Here is a 16,875-nt window from a genome sequence, read left to right on the forward strand (position 1 = left end):
CATCGGTATGGATACCGCCGAGCGACTCGATCTGGTGACGCAACACACCACAGAGGTCGTCACCGAGGACGAACTGCGAACGCTGTTCGAGGAGAGCGACCCGTCGGCGTACATCGGCTACGCGCCGACCGGCGAGATGCACATCGGCCACTTCACGACGATGCGAAAGCTCGCGGACTTCCTGCGGGCCGGCGTCGACGTGACGGTCCTCATCGCGGACCTGCACGCCCATCTTGACGACAACAAATCGCCGTTCGACCTACTTGACGCCCGCTCGGCCTACTACGAGACGGCCATCGAGGGCATGATTGAAGCAGCCGGCGCGGACCCCGAAGACGTGACCTTCGTCCGCGGGACCGACTTCCAGCTCGACGAGGAGTACACGCTGGAGATGTACCGGATGGCCGCCGAAACGACTATCTCGCGGACCCAGCGCGCCGCCAGCGAGGTCGTCCGCGAGTCCGACAGCCCGAACCTCGGCGGACTTATCTACCCGCTGATGCAGACGCTGGACGTGAAGGCACTCGATGCTGACATCGCTTACGGCGGTGTCGACCAGCGCGGCATCTACATGCTCTCGCGCGAGATTCTGCCCGACCACGGCGGCGAGTCGCCGATCTGTCTGTTCGCCCCGCTGTTGTCGGGCCTTTCGGGCGGCAAGATGAGTGCCTCTGATGAGGCGTCGAAGGTCAACCTCACCGACAGCCCGGACGAGGTCGACGAGAAAATCGGGCAGGCGTACTGCCCGGCTGGCGAGGTCGAGGAGAACGGCGTGCTGGAGTACCTCAACCACCTCGTCTTCCCGATTCTGGACGTTCGCGGTGAGTCCTTCGTCGTCGAGCGCCCCGAGGAGTACGGCGGGGACCTCACCTACGAGAGCTACGACGAGGTCGAGGCAGACTTCGTCAGCGGCGAACTCCACCCTGCCGACCTGAAGCCGTCCGCCGCAAGCGCGATCTCGGACGTTATCGACCCGGTCCGGGAGCGACTGGCCGACGAGGACGAGCTACTCGCCGAGGCCTACCCCGAAAAGTACGGCGCGGAGTAACGCGGTCGACCGATGCCACCCGCCGACCCAAGCGCCGACAGTGACGAACCGGCGCGCTCGCGGGCCGCCGTCCGCCGGACCTACGAGGACATCGGCGACCACTTCTCGAAGACCCGCGAGTACGCCTGGCCGGAGGTCGAATCGTTCGTCGACGAGTGCGGCAGTGTCGGGACGGCGCTCGATGTCGGCTGTGGCAACGGCCGCCACGCGGAACTGCTCGCTGGGGTCGCTGACCGCGTCGTCGGCCTCGACGCCAGCCGCGCGCTCCTGCGGGCGGCGACCGACCGCGTCGGCGACAGCGTTGCGCTGCTGCAGGGCGATGCGACCCGGCTCCCGCTCACAGCCGGGTCCGTTGACCTCGCGGTGTACGTCGCGACGCTGCATCACCTCCCGTCGCAGGCCGCCCGCCGCGCCAGTCTGGACGAACTGGCCCGCGTCCTCGCGCCGGGCGCTCGGGCGCTCGTCAGCGCGTGGAGCACGGCCCACGACCGCTTCGACGCCGACCCCGACGCGGACGAGGGCTTTGACACGACCGTCGACTGGACGCTCCCCGGCGGCGAGACGGTCCCGCGGTTCTACCACATCTACGCGCCGGCCGAGTTCGAGCGCGATGTCGCCGACAGCGACCTCCGGCTCGTCTCGATGGAGCTGTCAAGCGGCAACTGTTACGGGGTCGTCGAGCCAGAAGGGAAACGCACTTAATTGCCTTCCATCTATGGATGTGTACGTTCGCACTCGGGCGAAACACAGTCCATCTGGTCTGTGCCCGCACGAGTGAGCGGCGGTGGTGAGCAAATCCCTCGGATTTGCGAACGACGCCGCGCGCGAACGCAGTGAGAGCGCGACGGTGGCGAGCGATTCCAGCGGAATCGCGAGGCACGCCGCGAAGACGCGAAGCGATGCGCGGCGGTGGTCTAGTGGTAGGACCTGAGCCTTCCAAGCTCATGGCCCGGGTTCAAATCCCGGTCGCCGCATCCTGCGAGGAACGGACGTGACGAGCGGATGCTGTACGGAGGGATTTGAATCACGCGAGACGAGTGCAACGAGTCTCGCCATCGGGTTCAAATCCCGGTCGCCGCATTTTGCTGCGAGTCCAGCCGCGAGCAGCAAATGCTGTACAGAGTGATTTGAACTACGGAAATCCGACCGACAGCGAGGATTTGCAGTCGAGTTCAAATCCCGGTCGCCGCATTCTACAGCAACAAAAACGGCCAGCCGAGGCGTTATCAGGCGTTTTGAACGTCGCCGAGGTCTCTCAGCCGCCTTTGAAGCCAACTGACGCCGTCACTCCGGTTCGACCGCAGCCTGCTCGAACTCTTGCCAGTCGTCGCCCATCCATTCCTGCAGGCGGTCGGTGACGCCGGCGAAGTCCTCGCCGTCTTCGAAGGATTCGACGACGACCCAGCCGTCGCCGTCGCGGTCGTAGCCGAGGCTGTAGCCGCGGTCGCCGTCGATGATGACGACGAACGCGGCCACCACGTCGAGGTCGGGGAAGAACCCGACTGGCGCGAACCCGTAGTCGTCGTGCTGGGCTTCGAGGGCCGAGATCTCGCTCGTCGAGAGCGGTCTGTCCGGCAGCGAGTCCGTCAGTTCGGTCATTACGTCGCAGTCGTGGGGAGAGGACTGAAAGCGTTTCGAGCGGGGCGCGGCCGGGGGACCTCAAAGTGTGAGGCAGACATAACTTCGGCCAACATTGAAGTATTATCATGACTTTTGTTAACATGGAGCTTCCTACGCTCCCGGCGGGAACGACCGTCGTACCATCCGGGATTGGCATCGGCGGACGATCATCGCCGGTGGAGACTGGCCACTCCACCGGCCACGTATCGCTTTGAAACTAACGGCAGACGGAGCAGCTGACACCTCACCCCCACCCCCACCACTTTCCCTGCTCCCGTTTTTCGAGGTGGTTTCGATACAGTAGTCCAAACGTTGACCTGATAGGGCCGGCGAGGGCCGGTGGGGTTTTCTGCCAGTACGTGTAGCGTCGGATATGGACGCCGCGCGGCTCCCTGGAACCAGCGGACCCGAGCAAATAGTCGCGCACGTCGACATGGACTGTTTCTACGCCGCCTGCGAACAGCGGCGGGAGCCGGCACTCAGAGGCGAGCCGCTCGTCGTGGGGATGGGCTACGAGAACGGCGCGACCCACGGGGCCGTCGCGACAGCGAGCTACGAGGCCCGGGCGTACGGTGTCGAGTCGGCGATGGCGATCTCTGAGGCGCTGGAACGGCTCCCACGGAAGGTCGACGCTGTCGACGACCCGGCCCTCGATGTCGAGGATGCTGGGTTCTACCGCCCGGTCGAGATGGACTTCTACGAGTCCGTCGCCGCGGATGTCCGGGACATCCTCCATGCAGAAGCGGCCGTCGTCCGCGAGGTGAGCATCGACGAGGCGTATCTGGATGTGACCGAACAGGTCTCCTGGGAGACCGTCGAGTCGTGGGCACAAGACCTGAAAGACACCATCGAATCGGAGGTGGGCGTGGCGGCGAGCGTCGGCGTCGCGCCGACGATGAGCGCCGCGAAGGTGGCCAGCGACCGCGACAAGCCGGACGGCCTAATCGTCGTCGAACCCGGGGCTGTCCGAGAGTTCTTCGATGACCTCCCCGTCGAGGACGTCCACGGCGTCGGCCCGGTCACCGCCAGGGAACTCGCCTCGCTCGATATCGAAACCGCGGGCGATCTGGCGGCCGCTGACCCGGAACTGCTTGCCGAGCGCTTCGGCGAGCGCGGCCGCGAGATACGCCGCTACGCCCGCGGCGAGGACGAGCGGTCGGTGACACCGAAAGGCGACCCCAAGAGCCTCTCGCGGGAGTCCGCGTTCACCGAAGCGACGGCCGAGATGGAGGCCAAGTGTCGGCAGGTTCGCACCCTCGCCGACGCTGTCGCCGACCGTGCACAGCGAAAGGGCGCGCGCTACCAGACCATCGGCATCAAGGTCGTGACGCCGCCGTTCGACGTGAACACGCGTGCCCGGTCGCTCCCCGGCCCGGTCGAGGAGCCCGACCTTGTCAGGCGCGTCGCGCTCGACCTGCTCGGCGAGTTCGACGACGACCCGGTTCGGAAGGTCGGTGTCCGCGTCTCGAACCTTGATTTCTCGGCCGGCGAGCAGGCCAATCTGGACGGGTTCGGCGGTGGCTCCGGAACCGAGGAGACGACCGATAGCTCCGTCGCCGACAACAGCTCGGAGACGGCTAAAGAACAGGACGAGGAAGGACAGGTCGGTCTCGGAACGTTCGGTGAGAGCGAGGCTGCCGGAGATACGATGGACGAAGATGGAGGCCCCGCTGACACTCACATTTCACTCCCGCCCGGCCAGACCACGCTCGCGGATTTCTAGTTAGGCGACACCGTGTTCCAGATTCTCCAGCAGTTTCCCGACGAACAGACCGGCTCGCGGAGAAATAGTGTCGTCTGCTGGGACTGCTGTCGGATGCGCGGCCAGCGTGTCGACGAACCGCTGGCTGTGGGTCATCGCGTGTAACATATCGACTACGTCGACCACCAGTCCTTCGTCGCTGGTGTCCATCCCGGCGTAGCGCTCTTTCTCTGCCTCGGAGTAGGTGATCGTCCAGGCCGGGCCGCCGGCAGCCGCGACGATGTCTTCGAGCGGTGCCACTTCGAGTGGACCGTCGTCACTCCCGACGTACACCGTTCCGTCCTCGACGAACGTCTCGTACCTGTCCATGGACAGCCCCAGCCGAACGAGTGTGTCAAGGTGTCCCACCACAATAGCCGTTACCCCGTCTCGGGCTGACTGGCACCGCTCACGGTCCGTTTCGCGTTCGCATCCCGTCGTACCCGGGACACTGTCGGTCAGCACAACCGGTTTACAACTGTCGTTTGTCAGGGAAGATATGGTCGAGTTCGGACCACGCGACCGCGAGGCGGTCTACAAGTCCATCTACTCGCGACGGGACATTAGACGATTTGCCGCGGACTCCGTTCCCGAGGACGTACTGACACGGGTCCTTGATGCTGCACACAACGCGCCCAGCGTCGGGTTCTCGCAACCGTGGGATTTCGTCGTGATCGAGGACGAGCAGACGAAATCAGCGGTCGCAGCGATTGCCGAACGGGCGATAGCCGCCGCACGCGAAGGCTACGAGGAGCCGCGCAAATCGGATTTCGGCCAGTTGAAACTGGAGGGGATAACCGATGCCCCGGTGAATATCTGTGTTACCTGTGACCCCACTCGCGCTGCGCCACACGTTCTCGGCCGGAACACGATGCGGCGAATGGACGTCTATTCGACGTGTCTCGCCGTACAGAACCTCTGGCTCGCTGCCCGTGCCGAGGGCATCGGTGTCGGCTGGGTCTCGTTTCTGTATCCCCACGAACTCCGTGCGGTGCTGAACATTCCACACCACGTTCAGCCTGTGGCCTACCTCTGTGTCGGCTACCCCGAAGACGGCTTCCCTGCTGAACCGGTACTGCAACGGGAAGGCTGGCGTAATCGCATCGACAGAACGGAACTGGTCCATTACGACGAGTGGGACCCCAGTCGGACGCCCGAAACGAAGTCATAGCGGCGTCGGTAACCGAAGCCCCGTCGGTAGCACACGAGAATTTGAAGCCCGAGCGAGCGAAACCTCGGACTGGCTTCGAACTGCTTGCTGCGTCCAGACCTGTTCCACAGCTGATGGGCGTCTGACGGAGAGTTATGGGGCCTGCGCGTCTCATTCGTGACAGAAACGCATGGCAGAGACCGAACAGATAACTGTCGCGACGACGAGCGCAGGGCCGGGTGGGACCGGGGAGCCAGGCGAGACCGTCAATCTCCCGGTAGTGGAACTGCTGACCGGCCGGGGATTCATCACCGGCAAGAGCGGGTCAGGGAAATCCAACACGGCGAGTGTCATCGCCGAGAAGCTGCTGGACAACGGGTTCGGTCTGCTCATCGTCGATATCGACGGCGAGTACTACGGCCTGAAAGAGGAGTACGAGATCCTTCACGTCGGCGGTGACGAGGAGTGCGACATTCAGGTCACGGAAGACCACGCCGGCAAGATCGCCTCGCTGGCGCTGGAACAGAACGTCCCTATCATTCTGGATATCTCGTCGTTCCTCGACGAGGAGGAGGCAGAGACGCTACTGACCGAGGTCGCCAAGCAACTGTTCGCGAAGGCGAAAAAGCAGAAACAGCCGTTCTTGATGCTCGTCGAGGAGTGCCACGAGTGGATGCCAGAAAAGGGGTCGATGGGCGAGGTCGGGAAGATGCTCATCAAGATCGGGAAGCGTGGCCGGAAACACGGACTGGGAATCGTCGGCATCAGCCAGCGCCCGGCCGACGTGAAGAAAGACTACATCACCCAGTGTGACTGGCTCGTCTGGCACCGCCTGACCTGGAACAACGACACGAAAGTGGTCGGGCGTATCCTCGACAACAAGTACGCCGACGCCGTCGAAGACCTGGACGACGGGGAAGCGTTCATGATGAACGACTGGGCCGAGCAGGTCAGCCGGGTCCAGTTCCACCGCAAACAGACGTTCGACGCCGGCGCGACGCCCGGCCTCGACGACTTCGAGCGCCCGGAACTCAAGTCCGTCAGCGACGACCTCGTCTCCGAACTGGAGACCATCAGCGAGGAACAGCAGGCGACGGAGAACCGCATCAAGGAACTCCGCGAGGAACTGGACAAGAAGAATTCCCGCATCGCCGAACTGGAAGCGGAACTGCAGGACGCCCGGGACCTCTCGCGGATGGCCGAGCAGTTCACCGAGGCGATGCTGAACCAGGCCGACGACTACAACCCCGGCCGGACGGCACAGGAGGAGATGCGCCGCCAGCGCGAACGGTTCGCCGAGCAACCCACGTCGGACGGCGACGCAGACACCAACAGTGAGGCGGACACTGACAGTCCCGACGAGCAGTCTCCGGAACCGGACGAGACGGCCGACGCCACGTCCGGCGGCGGGTTCGGCGACGCGTTCAGTGCCTTTGCCGAGGACGGGGCCGCGATGAACGGCGGCAGCGCCAGTGACGGTGCGGAGACGAACGGTAGCAGTGCGGACGCCGGAGCAGCGATGAACGGCAGCACCAGCGATGACTCAGCGACGAATGCCAGCACTGCGGACGCCGAACCGGTGTCGAACGGTCACGCCGACAACGCTGCTGCGGCGACGAACGGGGCCAGCGCGGACACCGGTGCGGTGGCCGTGCCAGCGAACGACCACACCGAATCGGACGGCGCTACTGAGGCTGATGACGAGGACCTGAGAGCGGCCATCGCTGAGGCCGTCGAAGCCGAGCAGTCGAGCGGGGCAACTGGGTCCGCTGAAGACGAGTCCACATCCGACTCCGAGGGGCCCGCCGTCTACGGCGACTTGCGAGCCGACATCGAGGAGTTAGACCGAAAGACCCGCCGAATGCTCGCGTACTACCGCGAGCAGGGCCCTGGAACGCCGCTGAACGCCCACTTCTCGGCTGGCGGCTCCGGCGACCGGACGGCGGCCTACGCGCGAAACAGGGAACTCCGACTCCGCGAACTGGTCGAACACGTCGGCCGCGGGAAGTACGATTCCCGGATTGCGGCGCTGGTTCGAGAAGAGAGCGACCGCCGACTCGACGACGATGAGGTAGAGTCGGTCGTCTCCCGACTCGAATCGGCGTTTCTGGACGGCAACGGCGACTGAAAAGGTAGTACCGCGATAACGGCGATTTTACAGTAGCGGTTCGACGAGGTCTTCGAGCGCCGCACGCGGGTCGTCGGCCTTCGCGACGCCGCTCGCTAGCAGGACGCCGCTCGCGCCGAGATCGCTCGCTGAGACGAGGTCCTCACCAGTCGAGATGCCGGCCCCACAGAGCACGTCCACGTCGCCGTTGACGCGGGCGGCGGCGTCGACTGCGCCGGTCACGATGTCCGGATCGGCCTTGCTGACGGGCGTGCCGGTGCCGATGAGTTCCGGCGGCTCGACGGCGACGCCGTCGGGGTCGAGCGCGGCGGCCGCGCCGATCTGTGCGGGGTTGTTCGCACAGACGATGGTTTCGAGGTCCGCGCGGTCGGCGGCGTCGAGCGCACCGTCGATGTCCGCGAGCTTGAGTCGGTTCTCGGAGTGGTTCAGGAGGGTCCCGACGGCCCCGGCGTCCGCGGCGGCCTCGGCGAGTGTACTGCCGGTGTGACTGCCGTGCTCGACGGCGCTGACGTGCTGGGCCCACGTCTCGACGCCGGTTTCCGCGACAGCGCCGATCTGTGCGGCCTGTGGCGCGACGGCGACGCGAACGCCGGAATCGTCGCTGACGTCCGCAGCGGCGGTCGCTACTTCGACTGGGTCACACGGGTACGCCTTCAGATTGACAAGGACGAACATACGAAACGCACCGGCTGCTGTCGGGAAATAGGTTGCGAAGCCGCCGTTTGGCGTGCCTACTACTGCGCCGTCGTTCCATCTCGGTCCACCGCTCGGGGATGACAATTATTACGCTTCGGCCGAGACAAGAAACGAGACAAGCCGTGACAGCAGGGGATGACGACACACCGACCGTTCTGATAGTTGAAGACGAGCAGCATCTGGCCGATCTGTACACCGATTATTTATCCGACCAGTATCACGTTCAGACGGCCTACAGCGGCGAGGAAGGACTGGAACTGCTGTCGCCCGACATCGACGTGGTGCTGCTCGACCGCCGGATGCCGGTCGTCTCCGGCAACGAAGTGCTCGCACAGATCGAGGAAAAAGGCCTTCGATGCCGCGTCGCGATGGTCACCGCTATCGACCCCGACTTCGACATCATCGAGATGCGCGTCGACGACTACCTCGTCAAACCCGTTACTCGCGACGACCTCCAAGAGGTTGTCGACCGACTGTACAAGATCCGGGAGTACAACGACAGACTCCGGACACTCACGTCGAAAAAGCTCAAGCGCAACGTCCTCCGCGTCGAGAAGACCGACCGGGAACTGCAGGACAGCGACCGGTATCAGGAACTTCAGGACGAGATCGAGCGTATCTCGTCGAACGTCGAGTCGCTCGCGGACGAACTCGACGTAGAGAAAGACGACCTCCAGTTGTAACCTAGTCCTTCCGCTTCACGACGTCGCCGAGCGTGTACTCGCCGTCGCTGCTGCCGCCGGACCACTCGGTCTCGTCGGCGCTACCGCCAGCGCTCAGGGAGATCTCGAGCGCGCTTTCGAGTTTCTTCTGGACGTCGTCGCTGGGCAGGGAGTTACCCTGTTCGAGCTTCCGGATCAGGCTCGCCTTCTCGTTGAGTTGCTTGGCGAGTTCCTCCTGGCTGAGTCCCTGGGACTCCCGGCCCTTGCGGATCCGGTCGTGGTAATCCTGTGCGATCTCGTCCATCTCGTCGAACATATCTCGACGGCGGCCACCGGACCCGCCACCACCCGAGGAACTCGACGAGGAGGACGAACTCGACGACGATGACGAGGAGGACGACGTCGAGTACTTCGTCGACGTGGACGACGTCTCCTCCGTCTTGACCTCCGTGCCGAAGTCGGTACACTCGTCACAGACGTCGAGTTCGGCTCCCTCGATTTTGACGCGGTTCGGAGACGAAACCTCCGTTCCGCACATCTCGCACTGAACCATACCGACGGCTTGGACGGGGCGCGGTTTGAATGTTGCCCTGCGCACGCTGGCGCGGGGAATCCTGTTCTCACGTAGACAGGCTTCCTGTTTCGATGACGTGACTTGCAGACATTCGCTGAAGATCAGCGGTGTCCGTAGCGGTCACAGTCTCCACAGGCGTTGATTCGGGCCATCCCAGCCCTAGTTCAGAAAACCCCCTTTGCAAGACGTTCATCGCTGCATTCGCATCCCTATCTGTCTCAAACCCACATGATGGACAGGAGTGTTCCCGGACCCAGATGGACTTCGATGACTCCACACCACACACCGCACATTCTTTTGTCGTCCCTGCCGCTTCGACCTGCACAACGTGCGTACCGTACACATCGCCCTTGTATTCAAGCAAAGTGATAAACTGTCGCCACGCCGCATCCTGCTTGTTCCGACCGTTTCCATCCGCTCGAAGCATACTCTGAACGTTCAAGTCCTCCACAAACACGGCATCGTACTCCTTGACGAGCCACGTCGTTATTTTGTGCTGGTAGTCCAGTACTTTCCGGTGGATGTCGCGTTTGGCCTTCGCCACTTCGACTCGCTGATTCTCGTAGTTGTTCGACCCATGTTCTTTCCGCGAGAGTTTGCGGTGCGCACGTCGGAGTCGTTCGTATTCGCCTTCGAGGTCGAGCCAATCCACGGTCTTCCCGTCGCTGGTATGGATGTAGTTCAAGATGCCGAGGTCAATACCCACGCTGTTGCTCGGGTTGAGTGAGTCCACATCGGGCTTCTCGGGCAAGTTAGCGTCGTCGATTTCCAACCCAAAGGAAACGAACCACTCACCGGTAGTCTCTTTCTTGAACGTGGCTTCCTTTATTGAGGAATCAGCAGGGATTGGACGGGAGTACCGTATTTTGACCCATCCGACTTTGCTGAAGCGAACGTACGCAAACCCGTCTTGGCCCCTCTTTTCATCGAGGTCGAAACCAGACTGGTTGTACGTCACGCTCCGGTAATCGGTAGGTGCTTGCCGTTTGAGACGACCAACGGTGTGCCCGTTCTCTTTTTGTTTACGAAGGTTCGAGAGGTTTCGGTGGAAGCGGGCAACGGTAGCTTGCGCGGCTTTCGAATACGTTTCCGCGAACACTGGCCATTTTTGCTTCCACTCAGGGAGTTTGTTGTTCTGGTCGAACTCACTCGGCTTAGCATCCACGGGGCTGTTCGTGTAGTCCCATCGGACGTGGTTGTATAGTTGGCGATGAATATCTACCTGATGTTCCAGTTCGTCCGCTACCCCTTCTGTCGGATAGGCACGGTAGCGGTAACTGTGTTCCATCGCTATCCTTGATTGTCGACATGTTTATTTAATGGTTTGTGACATGGAGTTTCGGCTTCATCCCCGTTCATGGTGTGTCGGGGGATTCGCCACGCTGATCAGTATAAATAGTGCACTGGTCGTTCTCAGCGGGATGCCGGTCCGTCAATTGCTGAGCCGATGTTCAGTCGAGCGCCCGCATCGCGTGATAGAACCGCTGGGCGGCGGTGACGTGGCCGACGACGGCGAACACGACCAGCAGCCAGCCGACCAGCGTCAGACCGGTCAGCGTGGTCGGGACGAACGCCGCGACGCCCGTGACAACGCCGACGAGCGCAAGCCGGTCGGCGCGGCCGAGCAGGCCGCCGTACACGCGGTCGAGGCCGACCGCCTGTGCCTGCGTCCCGAGGTAGGAGGTCATCAGAACGCCGGTGACGGCGGCGATGCCCAGTTCCCACTGGTTCACGCCGGCGGCGAGGCCGACGATAATACCGATGTCGGCGTAGCGGTCGAGGACGTGATCCAGCAGGTCACCGCCCGAGGACGCGACGTTCAGCTCCCGTGCAAGCGCGCCGTCCACGAGGTCGAGCCAGCCGTTCAGGAAGACGAGGACAGCTCCACCGAGATACAGCAGGGGTTCCCGCGCCGCGACGGCGTACACCCCGCCCGCTCCGAGGGCCAGCAGGAACGCGATGACGCTGACGCCGTTCGGGGAGAGCCCAGCGACCTTGGCGGCGCTGACGAACGGGCCGAGCGCGCGGTCGGCCAGCGGGCGGAACTTATCGAGCGTCATAGCCAGTCGATGTAGGAGACGGTGCCCGCACTGGGCTCGCGCTCGCCGTCCACGACGGCCCGGATTTCGCTCGCCACCGCGTCGGGGTCCCGGTCCGTCGTCTCGATTTCGCACACCGATTCCATGCCGTGCTCTTCGACGGCTTCCCCGAGAATGACATCGAGCGCTTCCGACTCCGCGTTCTCGTAGGCCTTCGAATCGTCGTCGCCGCGCTCACGAAGCCGCTCGACGATGGTTTCAGGGTGGGATCGCAGCACAATCACCCGGTCGGCGGCGAAATGATGCGCGAGGTGGGATTCGAACAGCACGTCGTCGCGGCCGTCGAGCCACTCGGACAATTTGTCCAGGTCCGCGACGAGGCTCCCGCGGTCCTCGTCGATGCCCGTCGAGAACCCCTCCTCTTTGATGACGTCGTTGAGGTGTAGAACGTCGAGGTCAGTGTCGAGGCGCTCCGTCGCCGTGGTCTTGCCCGTGCCCGGCGTCCCGGTGACAGCGACTCTCACGCCTCGACCACCTCGATGACTTCGTTCAGTACCGAGACGGCGCGCTCCGTGTCTTCGCGTGTCCCGCAGGTGATGCGGATACACTCGGGCAGCCCGAACGAGGAGCAATCGCGGATGATGACGCCCCGCTCCTGGGCGGCGTCCGCGACGGCCGACGCGTCGCCGACCTCCGCGAGAATGAAGTTCCCGGCGCTGTCCCAGGTCGGCGAGTCGAGTTCCTCGGAGAGGTACTCCCGAGCCCACGCGGCGGTGTCGACGGAGCGCTCGACGTGGTCGTCGTCGTCAAGCGCCGCCAGCCCGGCGCGACAGGCGAGTTCGCTGGCCGAAAACGGCGTGTTGATACGTGCGTAGGCGTCGGCCCATTCCTCGGGGACCACCGCGTAGCCGAGGCGAACGCCCGCGAGCCCGTAGGCCTTCGAGAACGTACGCAGGAGCGCGACGTCGTCACGGTCGTCGAGTAACGGCCGCTTGCTCGGCCGGTCGGAGAACTCCCCGTAGGCCTCGTCCACGACGACGAGGGTCTGTTCGTCGGTCTCCTCGGCAATCGTCCGGACCGCGTCGGTCGAAAACTCCGCGCCAGTCGGGTTGTGCGGACTGGTGAGGTAGACGATTCGCTCGCCGTCGTAATCTTTCAGGACGGTGTCGGCGGTCTGGGCGAAGTCGTCGGCCTTCGAGAGCGTGTACTCGTTGACCTCGCCGTGGTGATAGCGGGCGCTCATCGCGTAGTACGCGAAGCCCGGCGACGGGACGAGCACGTCCTGCCCGGGGTCGAGCATGGCTCGGGCGAGGCAGTCCAGCGCGCCGTCGCCGCCGTTGCTCAGCCACACCTGTTCGGGCGTCACGTCCCACATGGCCGCCAGTTCGTCGACGAGGTCGGCGTGGGAAGCCTTCGGATAGGAGTGCATCCGCTCGGCCGACCCGCGAATCGCTTCGACGGCGTCCGGACTTGGCCCGTACATGTTCTCGTTCGACGCTAGCTTCACCATGTCGCCCGGGTCGAGACCGAGTTCCCGGGCGACCTCCTCGATACCGCGACCTGCCCGATAGACAGTGTGAGCGGAGAGGTCCCGTGGTTCCATGGCTGTGCAAAACGGACGGGGCGGCTTAAGCGTGCTCACATCGGGCGTGGCCGTGGCTCCCCAGCCAGACCCGTAGAAATACGCTGGTGGGCTCCCGTGTGAAACCCGTCGAGGACGGGTAAGGCACGGAATAGCACGCTCCCCACCGAAGCCCTGTCAGTCAGTGGTAATGAGCGTTACGGTGATCCACCGTGCAGCCCCGGGACGCCGCCCCACCGAAAACGGTAACACACCATAGGCCCTGATAGCGTGCAATGCCGCTTCTCATCGATATTCGGAAACTCACGCTCATCACCAGACTCATTCAGGACGGGGCTGAGCAGGTCGCCGACTCGCTGGCGACACTGGCCGGCGTCGACGCCGCCGTCGAGATCAAGAGCCTCTCGTTCGTCCAGCCGGAGGACATCGCCACCGAAATGGGCGGCGGGACCATCTACAGCGCTCGCGTCCGGCTGACAGAGCCGCCCTACGGCGTCTTCCTGATGACGTTCGAGACCGAGACGGCCGCCGAAATCGCGGAGCTGATGACCGGTTCCAGCGTCGACGACGGGTTCACACAGCTCCACGAGTCCGCGCTCCAGGAGATGTGTAACATCCTCACCTCGGGCTTCATCGACGGCATCGCGAACACGCTGAACGCGACCATCAATATGGGGACGCCGACGGTCGTACAGGACGACGCGACCGAGATCGCCGACAAGGCCCTCTCGCACGTCCGGCGGGACTCGCTGACCATCGTGCTCGACTCGCTCGTCGACATCAAGGAGAGCGACGTGGCGTTCTCGCTCCGCATCTTCCTCATCCCCGACCCCGGTTCGTTCGTCCACCTCATCGACCAACTGGACTACGACACGGACCGCGAGACGCATATCTCGGCCGACACCGACGCGGTCAAAGAACTCGATATGTCCGGTGACGCGGACGCGCTCGATGCCTTCGATTCCTCGGAGTAACCACACCGAACCCACGACGTTGAAGAGGGTCGCGTCCAACCGCCGCATATGAGTGTCGTAAACGCGGCTGTCTTCGGGGTTCACCTGATATTCGCCGCGCTGTGGGCTGGCACCGTGTTGTTCATGACTTACGCCGTCCTCCCGACGGCGCTGAACGGCGACTCCTCGCCGGGACCGCTGTTGGCGATTACCGGGAAGCTCAAGACGGTGTCACGGGCGAGCGCACTGCTCCTGTTTCTGACGGGCGGGCATCTGGCAGCGACCCGCTACACCGCCGAGTCGCTGACGGGGACCGGGCGCGGCCACCTCGTCATCACGATGATCGTCCTGTGGTTCATCCTGGCCGGCCTCGTCGAAGTCGGGGCCTCGAAGCTCAGTGACGGCTTCAATCAGCAGAAGGTGCGCGAACCGGCCCGGAACGCACGCCCGTTCCTGCTGGGAGCGTCCGTTGTGTCGATTCTCCTCCTGCTCGACGCCGGCGCGATTCTCGGCCTGTACTGAACGGCCGGCATATCGGTTGCCGATCGCTGTGCAGACAGACCTGTATCAGCAGATACAAATCACCATCCGGCGTACCAGTACCCAATGTGGCCGTGGGGACATCTCGCCGTCGCCTACCTCGTTTACGTCGTCGACACTCGCCTTGACCCGACCCGTCGCCAGACGGCGGCGACGCTGACCGCGCTGGCAGTGGGGTCGCAGTTCCCGGACCTGATCGACAAGCCCCTCGCATGGACGTTCGGTGTCCTGCCGTCAGGGCGGTCGCTCGCCCATTCGGTGTTTACCCTCCTCATCATCGCTGTGGTCTTGCACCGACTCGCTGTCCGCTATCGCAGAACGGACCTCTCAAAGGCCTTCACGGTCGGTGCGTTCGCACACACGCTGACCGACATGAGTCCGACAGCGGTAGCGGGGCTGCTCGGCGGTGACCTGACACAGCTACAGTGGCTTCGCTTTCTGGTCTGGCCGCTCCGGCCACCGCCGCCGTACGCCAACGACACCTCCTTCGTCGAGCAGTTCGCCTCGCTCTCCGTCGAGCCGTACGTCCTGTTCCAGTTCGGGCTGTTCGGCCTGGCTGTCGCCGTGTGGATCGCCCACGGTGTACCCGGGCTCCGGTCGGTCACTCGGCGAAGCAAGGCTGTGTTCACGGACTTCGCCGATTAAAGCCGTTCGGAAACGTGGTCAGCACACTTCAGCGCCAGCGCGGCGATAGTCAGCGTCGGGTTCATCGACCCGGCGGTGACGAACACCGACGAGGACGCGATTGAGAGATTCGCCACGTCGTGGGTCTGCAACTGTGGGTTGACGACGCTCTTTTCGGGCTCGGTCCCCATCCGCGTCGTGCCCATGTGGTGGTACGCCGGCCCGGTGTCCGCCGGCCCGACCGTCCACGAGATGTCGACGCCCAGCTCCGACAGCACGGCGCGTTGAATCTCGTTCGCACGACTGAGCGACCGTTCCAGTCGCTCACCCCACGACCACTGGATATCTGGAACCGGATTGCCGTGATCGTCTGTCGTCGACGTGTCCAGCGTCACCCGGTTTTCCTTCCGCGGCGGCTGGCCGACCAGCCCGCCCATCGCGATGCTGTTGCCGTAGCTCTCGCGGAGGCTCGACAGCAGCGTATCGCCCCACTCCTCGCCGGAGAGCGCGAGTTCGACCGGCGACGGACCGGCGTAGTTCAGAAACTCCAGTTTGAGGGGTGACAGCGCCTCGTCGGTGGCCCTGACCACCGTCTCGCCATCCGCGACGCGCTCGACTGCCTGCCCGGGGTCGTCGTAGAACTGGTGGCACTCGCTCGTGAGAAAGCCGACGTGGTTCTGGCGTGTCTCCCGGTCGAGGGTGCCGCCAGCGCCGGCAAACAGGTGGTCCATGAAGTAGTGGCCGACCAGTCCCGAACTGTTCGCCAGTCCGTCCGGGTGGCCGTCGCTCTCCGATAGCAGGAGGAGTCGCGGCGTCTCGACGCCGCCCGCCGCGATGACGAACTCGCGGGCCGTCTGTCGGTGTTCGGTCCCGTCCGGTGTCGCGTAGACGGCTGCTTCGACGCGTCCGTCGGTGTCAGTAACGAGGCGCTGGACCGGCGCGCGGTCGATGACGCGTGCCCCCTCGGCCTCGGCGTCCTCGATGTGGACGCTGGCGTCGTATTTCGCGCCGGAGGGACAGACCGGCTGACAGGTCCCGTAGCCGACACACGGCCCCCGGCCGTCGTATGGTTCGGAGTTCCGGGCGTTGGGCACGGAGTGCATCGTGATGCCCAACCGCTCGCAGGCCTCAGCGAACAGCGAGTCGCTGTACGACGGCGGAAAGCCGGGCAACGGGTACGCACCGTCCCGCGGTGGTGCGAAGGGGTTGTCCGCGTCACCGGCGACCCCCAGCGCCCGCTCGGCATCGGCGTAGTACGGCCGCAGGTCGTCGTAGCTGATCGGCCACGCCGGGTCGTCGGTGTCGTGGCTCCCGTCGAAATCCGAGGGATGCAACCGCATCACCATCCCCTGCCAGTGCAGCGTCGACCCGCCGACCCCTTTCACTCGCGAGATATTCAGCGGGTAGTACCGCTCGCCGCTCGCACTGAACGCGTCGCGGTCGCCGCCCATCCCCCAGACTGAGCCGTGGCCGCCGGGCCGGATTGCCTGTTCCATCTGCTGCTCGCGCTTCGACCTG

At 64.2% G+C, this 16,875-nt stretch carries 18 protein-coding genes, 1 tRNA gene and 1 pseudogene; 11 read left to right on the top strand and 9 right to left on the bottom strand.

Features of this window, described 5'->3' with window-relative positions; genetic code table 11:
• Positions 1–7 precede the first annotated feature (7 nt).
• From SG26_RS13270 to SG26_RS13280, 3 genes are all read left to right on the top strand, one after another.
• A complete protein-coding gene (locus SG26_RS13270; protein WP_050037806.1) occupies positions 8–1,048 on the top strand; it encodes a tyrosine--tRNA ligase in 1,041 nt (346 codons plus the stop codon).
• A gap of 12 nt (positions 1,049–1,060) precedes the next feature.
• On the top strand, positions 1,061–1,750 hold the full coding sequence (locus SG26_RS13275) for a class I SAM-dependent methyltransferase (RefSeq protein WP_014039997.1): 690 nt from the start codon (positions 1,061–1,063) through the stop codon (positions 1,748–1,750).
• A 201-nt stretch (positions 1,751–1,951) separates the two neighbouring features.
• Positions 1,952–2,022 (top strand) — tRNA-Gly (locus SG26_RS13280).
• A 310-nt stretch (positions 2,023–2,332) separates the two neighbouring features.
• Here the strand turns inward: SG26_RS13280 and SG26_RS13285 are convergent.
• Positions 2,333–2,647 (bottom strand): hypothetical protein, encoded by a 315-nt coding sequence (locus SG26_RS13285; RefSeq protein WP_014039998.1) that lies wholly within the window; start codon positions 2,645–2,647, stop codon positions 2,333–2,335.
• Positions 2,648–3,041: 394 nt separating this feature from the next.
• On the opposite strand from SG26_RS13285, the gene dinB reads away from it, so the two are divergent.
• A complete protein-coding gene (dinB, locus tag SG26_RS13290) occupies positions 3,042–4,391 on the top strand; it encodes a DNA polymerase IV (protein ID WP_014039999.1) in 1,350 nt (449 codons plus the stop codon).
• On the opposite strand, the gene SG26_RS13295 is transcribed toward dinB, so the two are convergent.
• A complete protein-coding gene (locus SG26_RS13295; RefSeq protein ID WP_044952195.1) occupies positions 4,392–4,739 on the bottom strand; it encodes a hypothetical protein in 348 nt (115 codons plus the stop codon). It abuts the gene before it with no gap.
• Positions 4,740–4,908: 169 nt separating this feature from the next.
• On the opposite strand from SG26_RS13295, the gene bluB reads away from it, so the two are divergent.
• The gene (gene bluB, locus SG26_RS13300; protein ID WP_014040001.1) at positions 4,909–5,580 is read left to right on the top strand and encodes a 5,6-dimethylbenzimidazole synthase; all 672 of its coding nucleotides are present in this window, start codon (positions 4,909–4,911) and stop codon (positions 5,578–5,580) included.
• A 169-nt stretch (positions 5,581–5,749) separates the two neighbouring features.
• Complete coding sequence (locus tag SG26_RS13305; protein ID WP_050037807.1) at positions 5,750–7,687, top strand: helicase HerA domain-containing protein; 1,938 nt, start codon at positions 5,750–5,752, stop codon at positions 7,685–7,687.
• A 27-nt stretch (positions 7,688–7,714) separates the two neighbouring features.
• Here the strand turns inward: SG26_RS13305 and tpiA are convergent, their stop codons facing one another.
• Positions 7,715–8,362: a triose-phosphate isomerase gene (gene tpiA / locus SG26_RS13310; RefSeq protein ID WP_008309909.1), complete on the bottom strand. Its 648-nt coding sequence runs from the start codon at positions 8,360–8,362 to the stop codon at positions 7,715–7,717.
• A gap of 98 nt (positions 8,363–8,460) precedes the next feature.
• Here tpiA and SG26_RS13315 point away from each other — a divergent pair, with 98 nt between their 5' ends.
• Positions 8,461–9,066, top strand: a complete 606-nt coding sequence (locus tag SG26_RS13315; protein ID WP_023843197.1) for a response regulator — start codon at positions 8,461–8,463, stop codon at positions 9,064–9,066.
• A 1-nt stretch (position 9,067) separates the two neighbouring features.
• Here the strand turns inward: SG26_RS13315 and SG26_RS13320 are convergent, their stop codons facing one another.
• The 5 genes from SG26_RS13320 to hisC form a co-directional block, all read right to left on the bottom strand.
• A complete protein-coding gene (locus SG26_RS13320) occupies positions 9,068–9,598 on the bottom strand; it encodes a multiprotein bridging factor aMBF1 (protein ID WP_023843198.1) in 531 nt (176 codons plus the stop codon).
• A gap of 67 nt (positions 9,599–9,665) precedes the next feature.
• A complete protein-coding gene (locus SG26_RS13325; protein WP_050037808.1) occupies positions 9,666–10,907 on the bottom strand; it encodes an RNA-guided endonuclease TnpB family protein in 1,242 nt (413 codons plus the stop codon).
• A 163-nt stretch (positions 10,908–11,070) separates the two neighbouring features.
• Positions 11,071–11,679, bottom strand: coding sequence for a CDP-alcohol phosphatidyltransferase family protein (locus SG26_RS13330; protein WP_050037809.1), 609 nt, complete (start codon positions 11,677–11,679; stop codon positions 11,071–11,073).
• Positions 11,676–12,182, bottom strand: coding sequence for an adenylate kinase family protein (locus tag SG26_RS13335; protein WP_050037810.1), 507 nt, complete (start codon positions 12,180–12,182; stop codon positions 11,676–11,678). The genes SG26_RS13330 and SG26_RS13335 overlap by 4 nt, the downstream gene beginning before the upstream one ends.
• On the bottom strand, positions 12,179–13,261 hold the full coding sequence (gene hisC, locus SG26_RS13340) for a histidinol-phosphate transaminase (protein ID WP_050037811.1): 1,083 nt from the start codon (positions 13,259–13,261) through the stop codon (positions 12,179–12,181). Before hisC ends, SG26_RS13335 begins: the two co-directional genes overlap by 4 nt.
• A gap of 254 nt (positions 13,262–13,515) precedes the next feature.
• Here hisC and SG26_RS13345 point away from each other — a divergent pair, with 254 nt between their 5' ends.
• The 3 genes from SG26_RS13345 (at position 13,516) to SG26_RS13355 (ending at position 15,378) form a co-directional block, all read left to right on the top strand.
• Positions 13,516–14,214 (top strand): chemotaxis protein CheC, encoded by a 699-nt coding sequence (locus SG26_RS13345; RefSeq protein WP_050037812.1) that lies wholly within the window; start codon positions 13,516–13,518, stop codon positions 14,212–14,214.
• A 48-nt stretch (positions 14,215–14,262) separates the two neighbouring features.
• Complete coding sequence (locus tag SG26_RS13350; protein WP_008309881.1) at positions 14,263–14,715, top strand: hypothetical protein; 453 nt, start codon at positions 14,263–14,265, stop codon at positions 14,713–14,715.
• A gap of 84 nt (positions 14,716–14,799) precedes the next feature.
• On the top strand, positions 14,800–15,378 hold the full coding sequence (locus SG26_RS13355) for a metal-dependent hydrolase (RefSeq protein WP_050037813.1): 579 nt from the start codon (positions 14,800–14,802) through the stop codon (positions 15,376–15,378).
• On the opposite strand, the gene SG26_RS13360 is transcribed toward SG26_RS13355, so the two are convergent.
• Complete coding sequence (locus tag SG26_RS13360; RefSeq protein ID WP_369804308.1) at positions 15,375–16,691, bottom strand: GMC family oxidoreductase; 1,317 nt, start codon at positions 16,689–16,691, stop codon at positions 15,375–15,377. The genes SG26_RS13355 and SG26_RS13360 overlap by 4 nt on opposite strands.
• Between SG26_RS13360 and SG26_RS22210 the strand changes: the two are divergent.
• Positions 16,578–16,820 (top strand): annotated as a pseudogene (locus SG26_RS22210) (hypothetical protein); the annotation flags it as partial. The gene SG26_RS13360 and the pseudogene SG26_RS22210 sit on opposite strands and share 114 nt — an antisense overlap.
• Between the last annotated feature and the right edge of the window lie 55 nt (positions 16,821–16,875).

This window comes from Haloarcula sp. CBA1115, assembly GCF_000827835.1.
Classification (GTDB): Archaea; Halobacteriota; Halobacteria; order Halobacteriales; family Haloarculaceae; genus Haloarcula; species Haloarcula hispanica.

What these genes read in the sequence shown, in the direction of transcription:
- SG26_RS13270 (WP_050037806.1), top strand. Translation starts at nt 8, where the DNA reads ATGGATACCGCCGAGCGACTCGATCTGGTGACGCAACACACCACAGAG.
- SG26_RS13275 (WP_014039997.1), top strand. Translation starts at nt 1,061, where the DNA reads ATGCCACCCGCCGACCCAAGCGCCGACAGTGACGAACCGGCGCGCTCG.
- SG26_RS13285 (WP_014039998.1), bottom strand. Translation starts at nt 2,647, where the DNA reads ATGACCGAACTGACGGACTCGCTGCCGGACAGACCGCTCTCGACGAGC.
- dinB (WP_014039999.1), top strand. Translation starts at nt 3,042, where the DNA reads ATGGACGCCGCGCGGCTCCCTGGAACCAGCGGACCCGAGCAAATAGTC.
- SG26_RS13295 (WP_044952195.1), bottom strand. Translation starts at nt 4,739, where the DNA reads ATGGACAGGTACGAGACGTTCGTCGAGGACGGAACGGTGTACGTCGGG.
- bluB (WP_014040001.1), top strand. Translation starts at nt 4,909, where the DNA reads ATGGTCGAGTTCGGACCACGCGACCGCGAGGCGGTCTACAAGTCCATC.
- SG26_RS13305 (WP_050037807.1), top strand. Translation starts at nt 5,750, where the DNA reads ATGGCAGAGACCGAACAGATAACTGTCGCGACGACGAGCGCAGGGCCG.
- tpiA (WP_008309909.1), bottom strand. Translation starts at nt 8,362, where the DNA reads ATGTTCGTCCTTGTCAATCTGAAGGCGTACCCGTGTGACCCAGTCGAA.
- SG26_RS13315 (WP_023843197.1), top strand. Translation starts at nt 8,461, where the DNA reads ATGACAATTATTACGCTTCGGCCGAGACAAGAAACGAGACAAGCCGTG.
- SG26_RS13320 (WP_023843198.1), bottom strand. Translation starts at nt 9,598, where the DNA reads ATGGTTCAGTGCGAGATGTGCGGAACGGAGGTTTCGTCTCCGAACCGC.
- SG26_RS13325 (WP_050037808.1), bottom strand. Translation starts at nt 10,907, where the DNA reads ATGGAACACAGTTACCGCTACCGTGCCTATCCGACAGAAGGGGTAGCG.
- SG26_RS13330 (WP_050037809.1), bottom strand. Translation starts at nt 11,679, where the DNA reads ATGACGCTCGATAAGTTCCGCCCGCTGGCCGACCGCGCGCTCGGCCCG.
- hisC (WP_050037811.1), bottom strand. Translation starts at nt 13,261, where the DNA reads ATGGAACCACGGGACCTCTCCGCTCACACTGTCTATCGGGCAGGTCGC.
- SG26_RS13345 (WP_050037812.1), top strand. Translation starts at nt 13,516, where the DNA reads ATGCCGCTTCTCATCGATATTCGGAAACTCACGCTCATCACCAGACTC.
- SG26_RS13350 (WP_008309881.1), top strand. Translation starts at nt 14,263, where the DNA reads ATGAGTGTCGTAAACGCGGCTGTCTTCGGGGTTCACCTGATATTCGCC.
- SG26_RS13355 (WP_050037813.1), top strand. Translation starts at nt 14,800, where the DNA reads ATGTGGCCGTGGGGACATCTCGCCGTCGCCTACCTCGTTTACGTCGTC.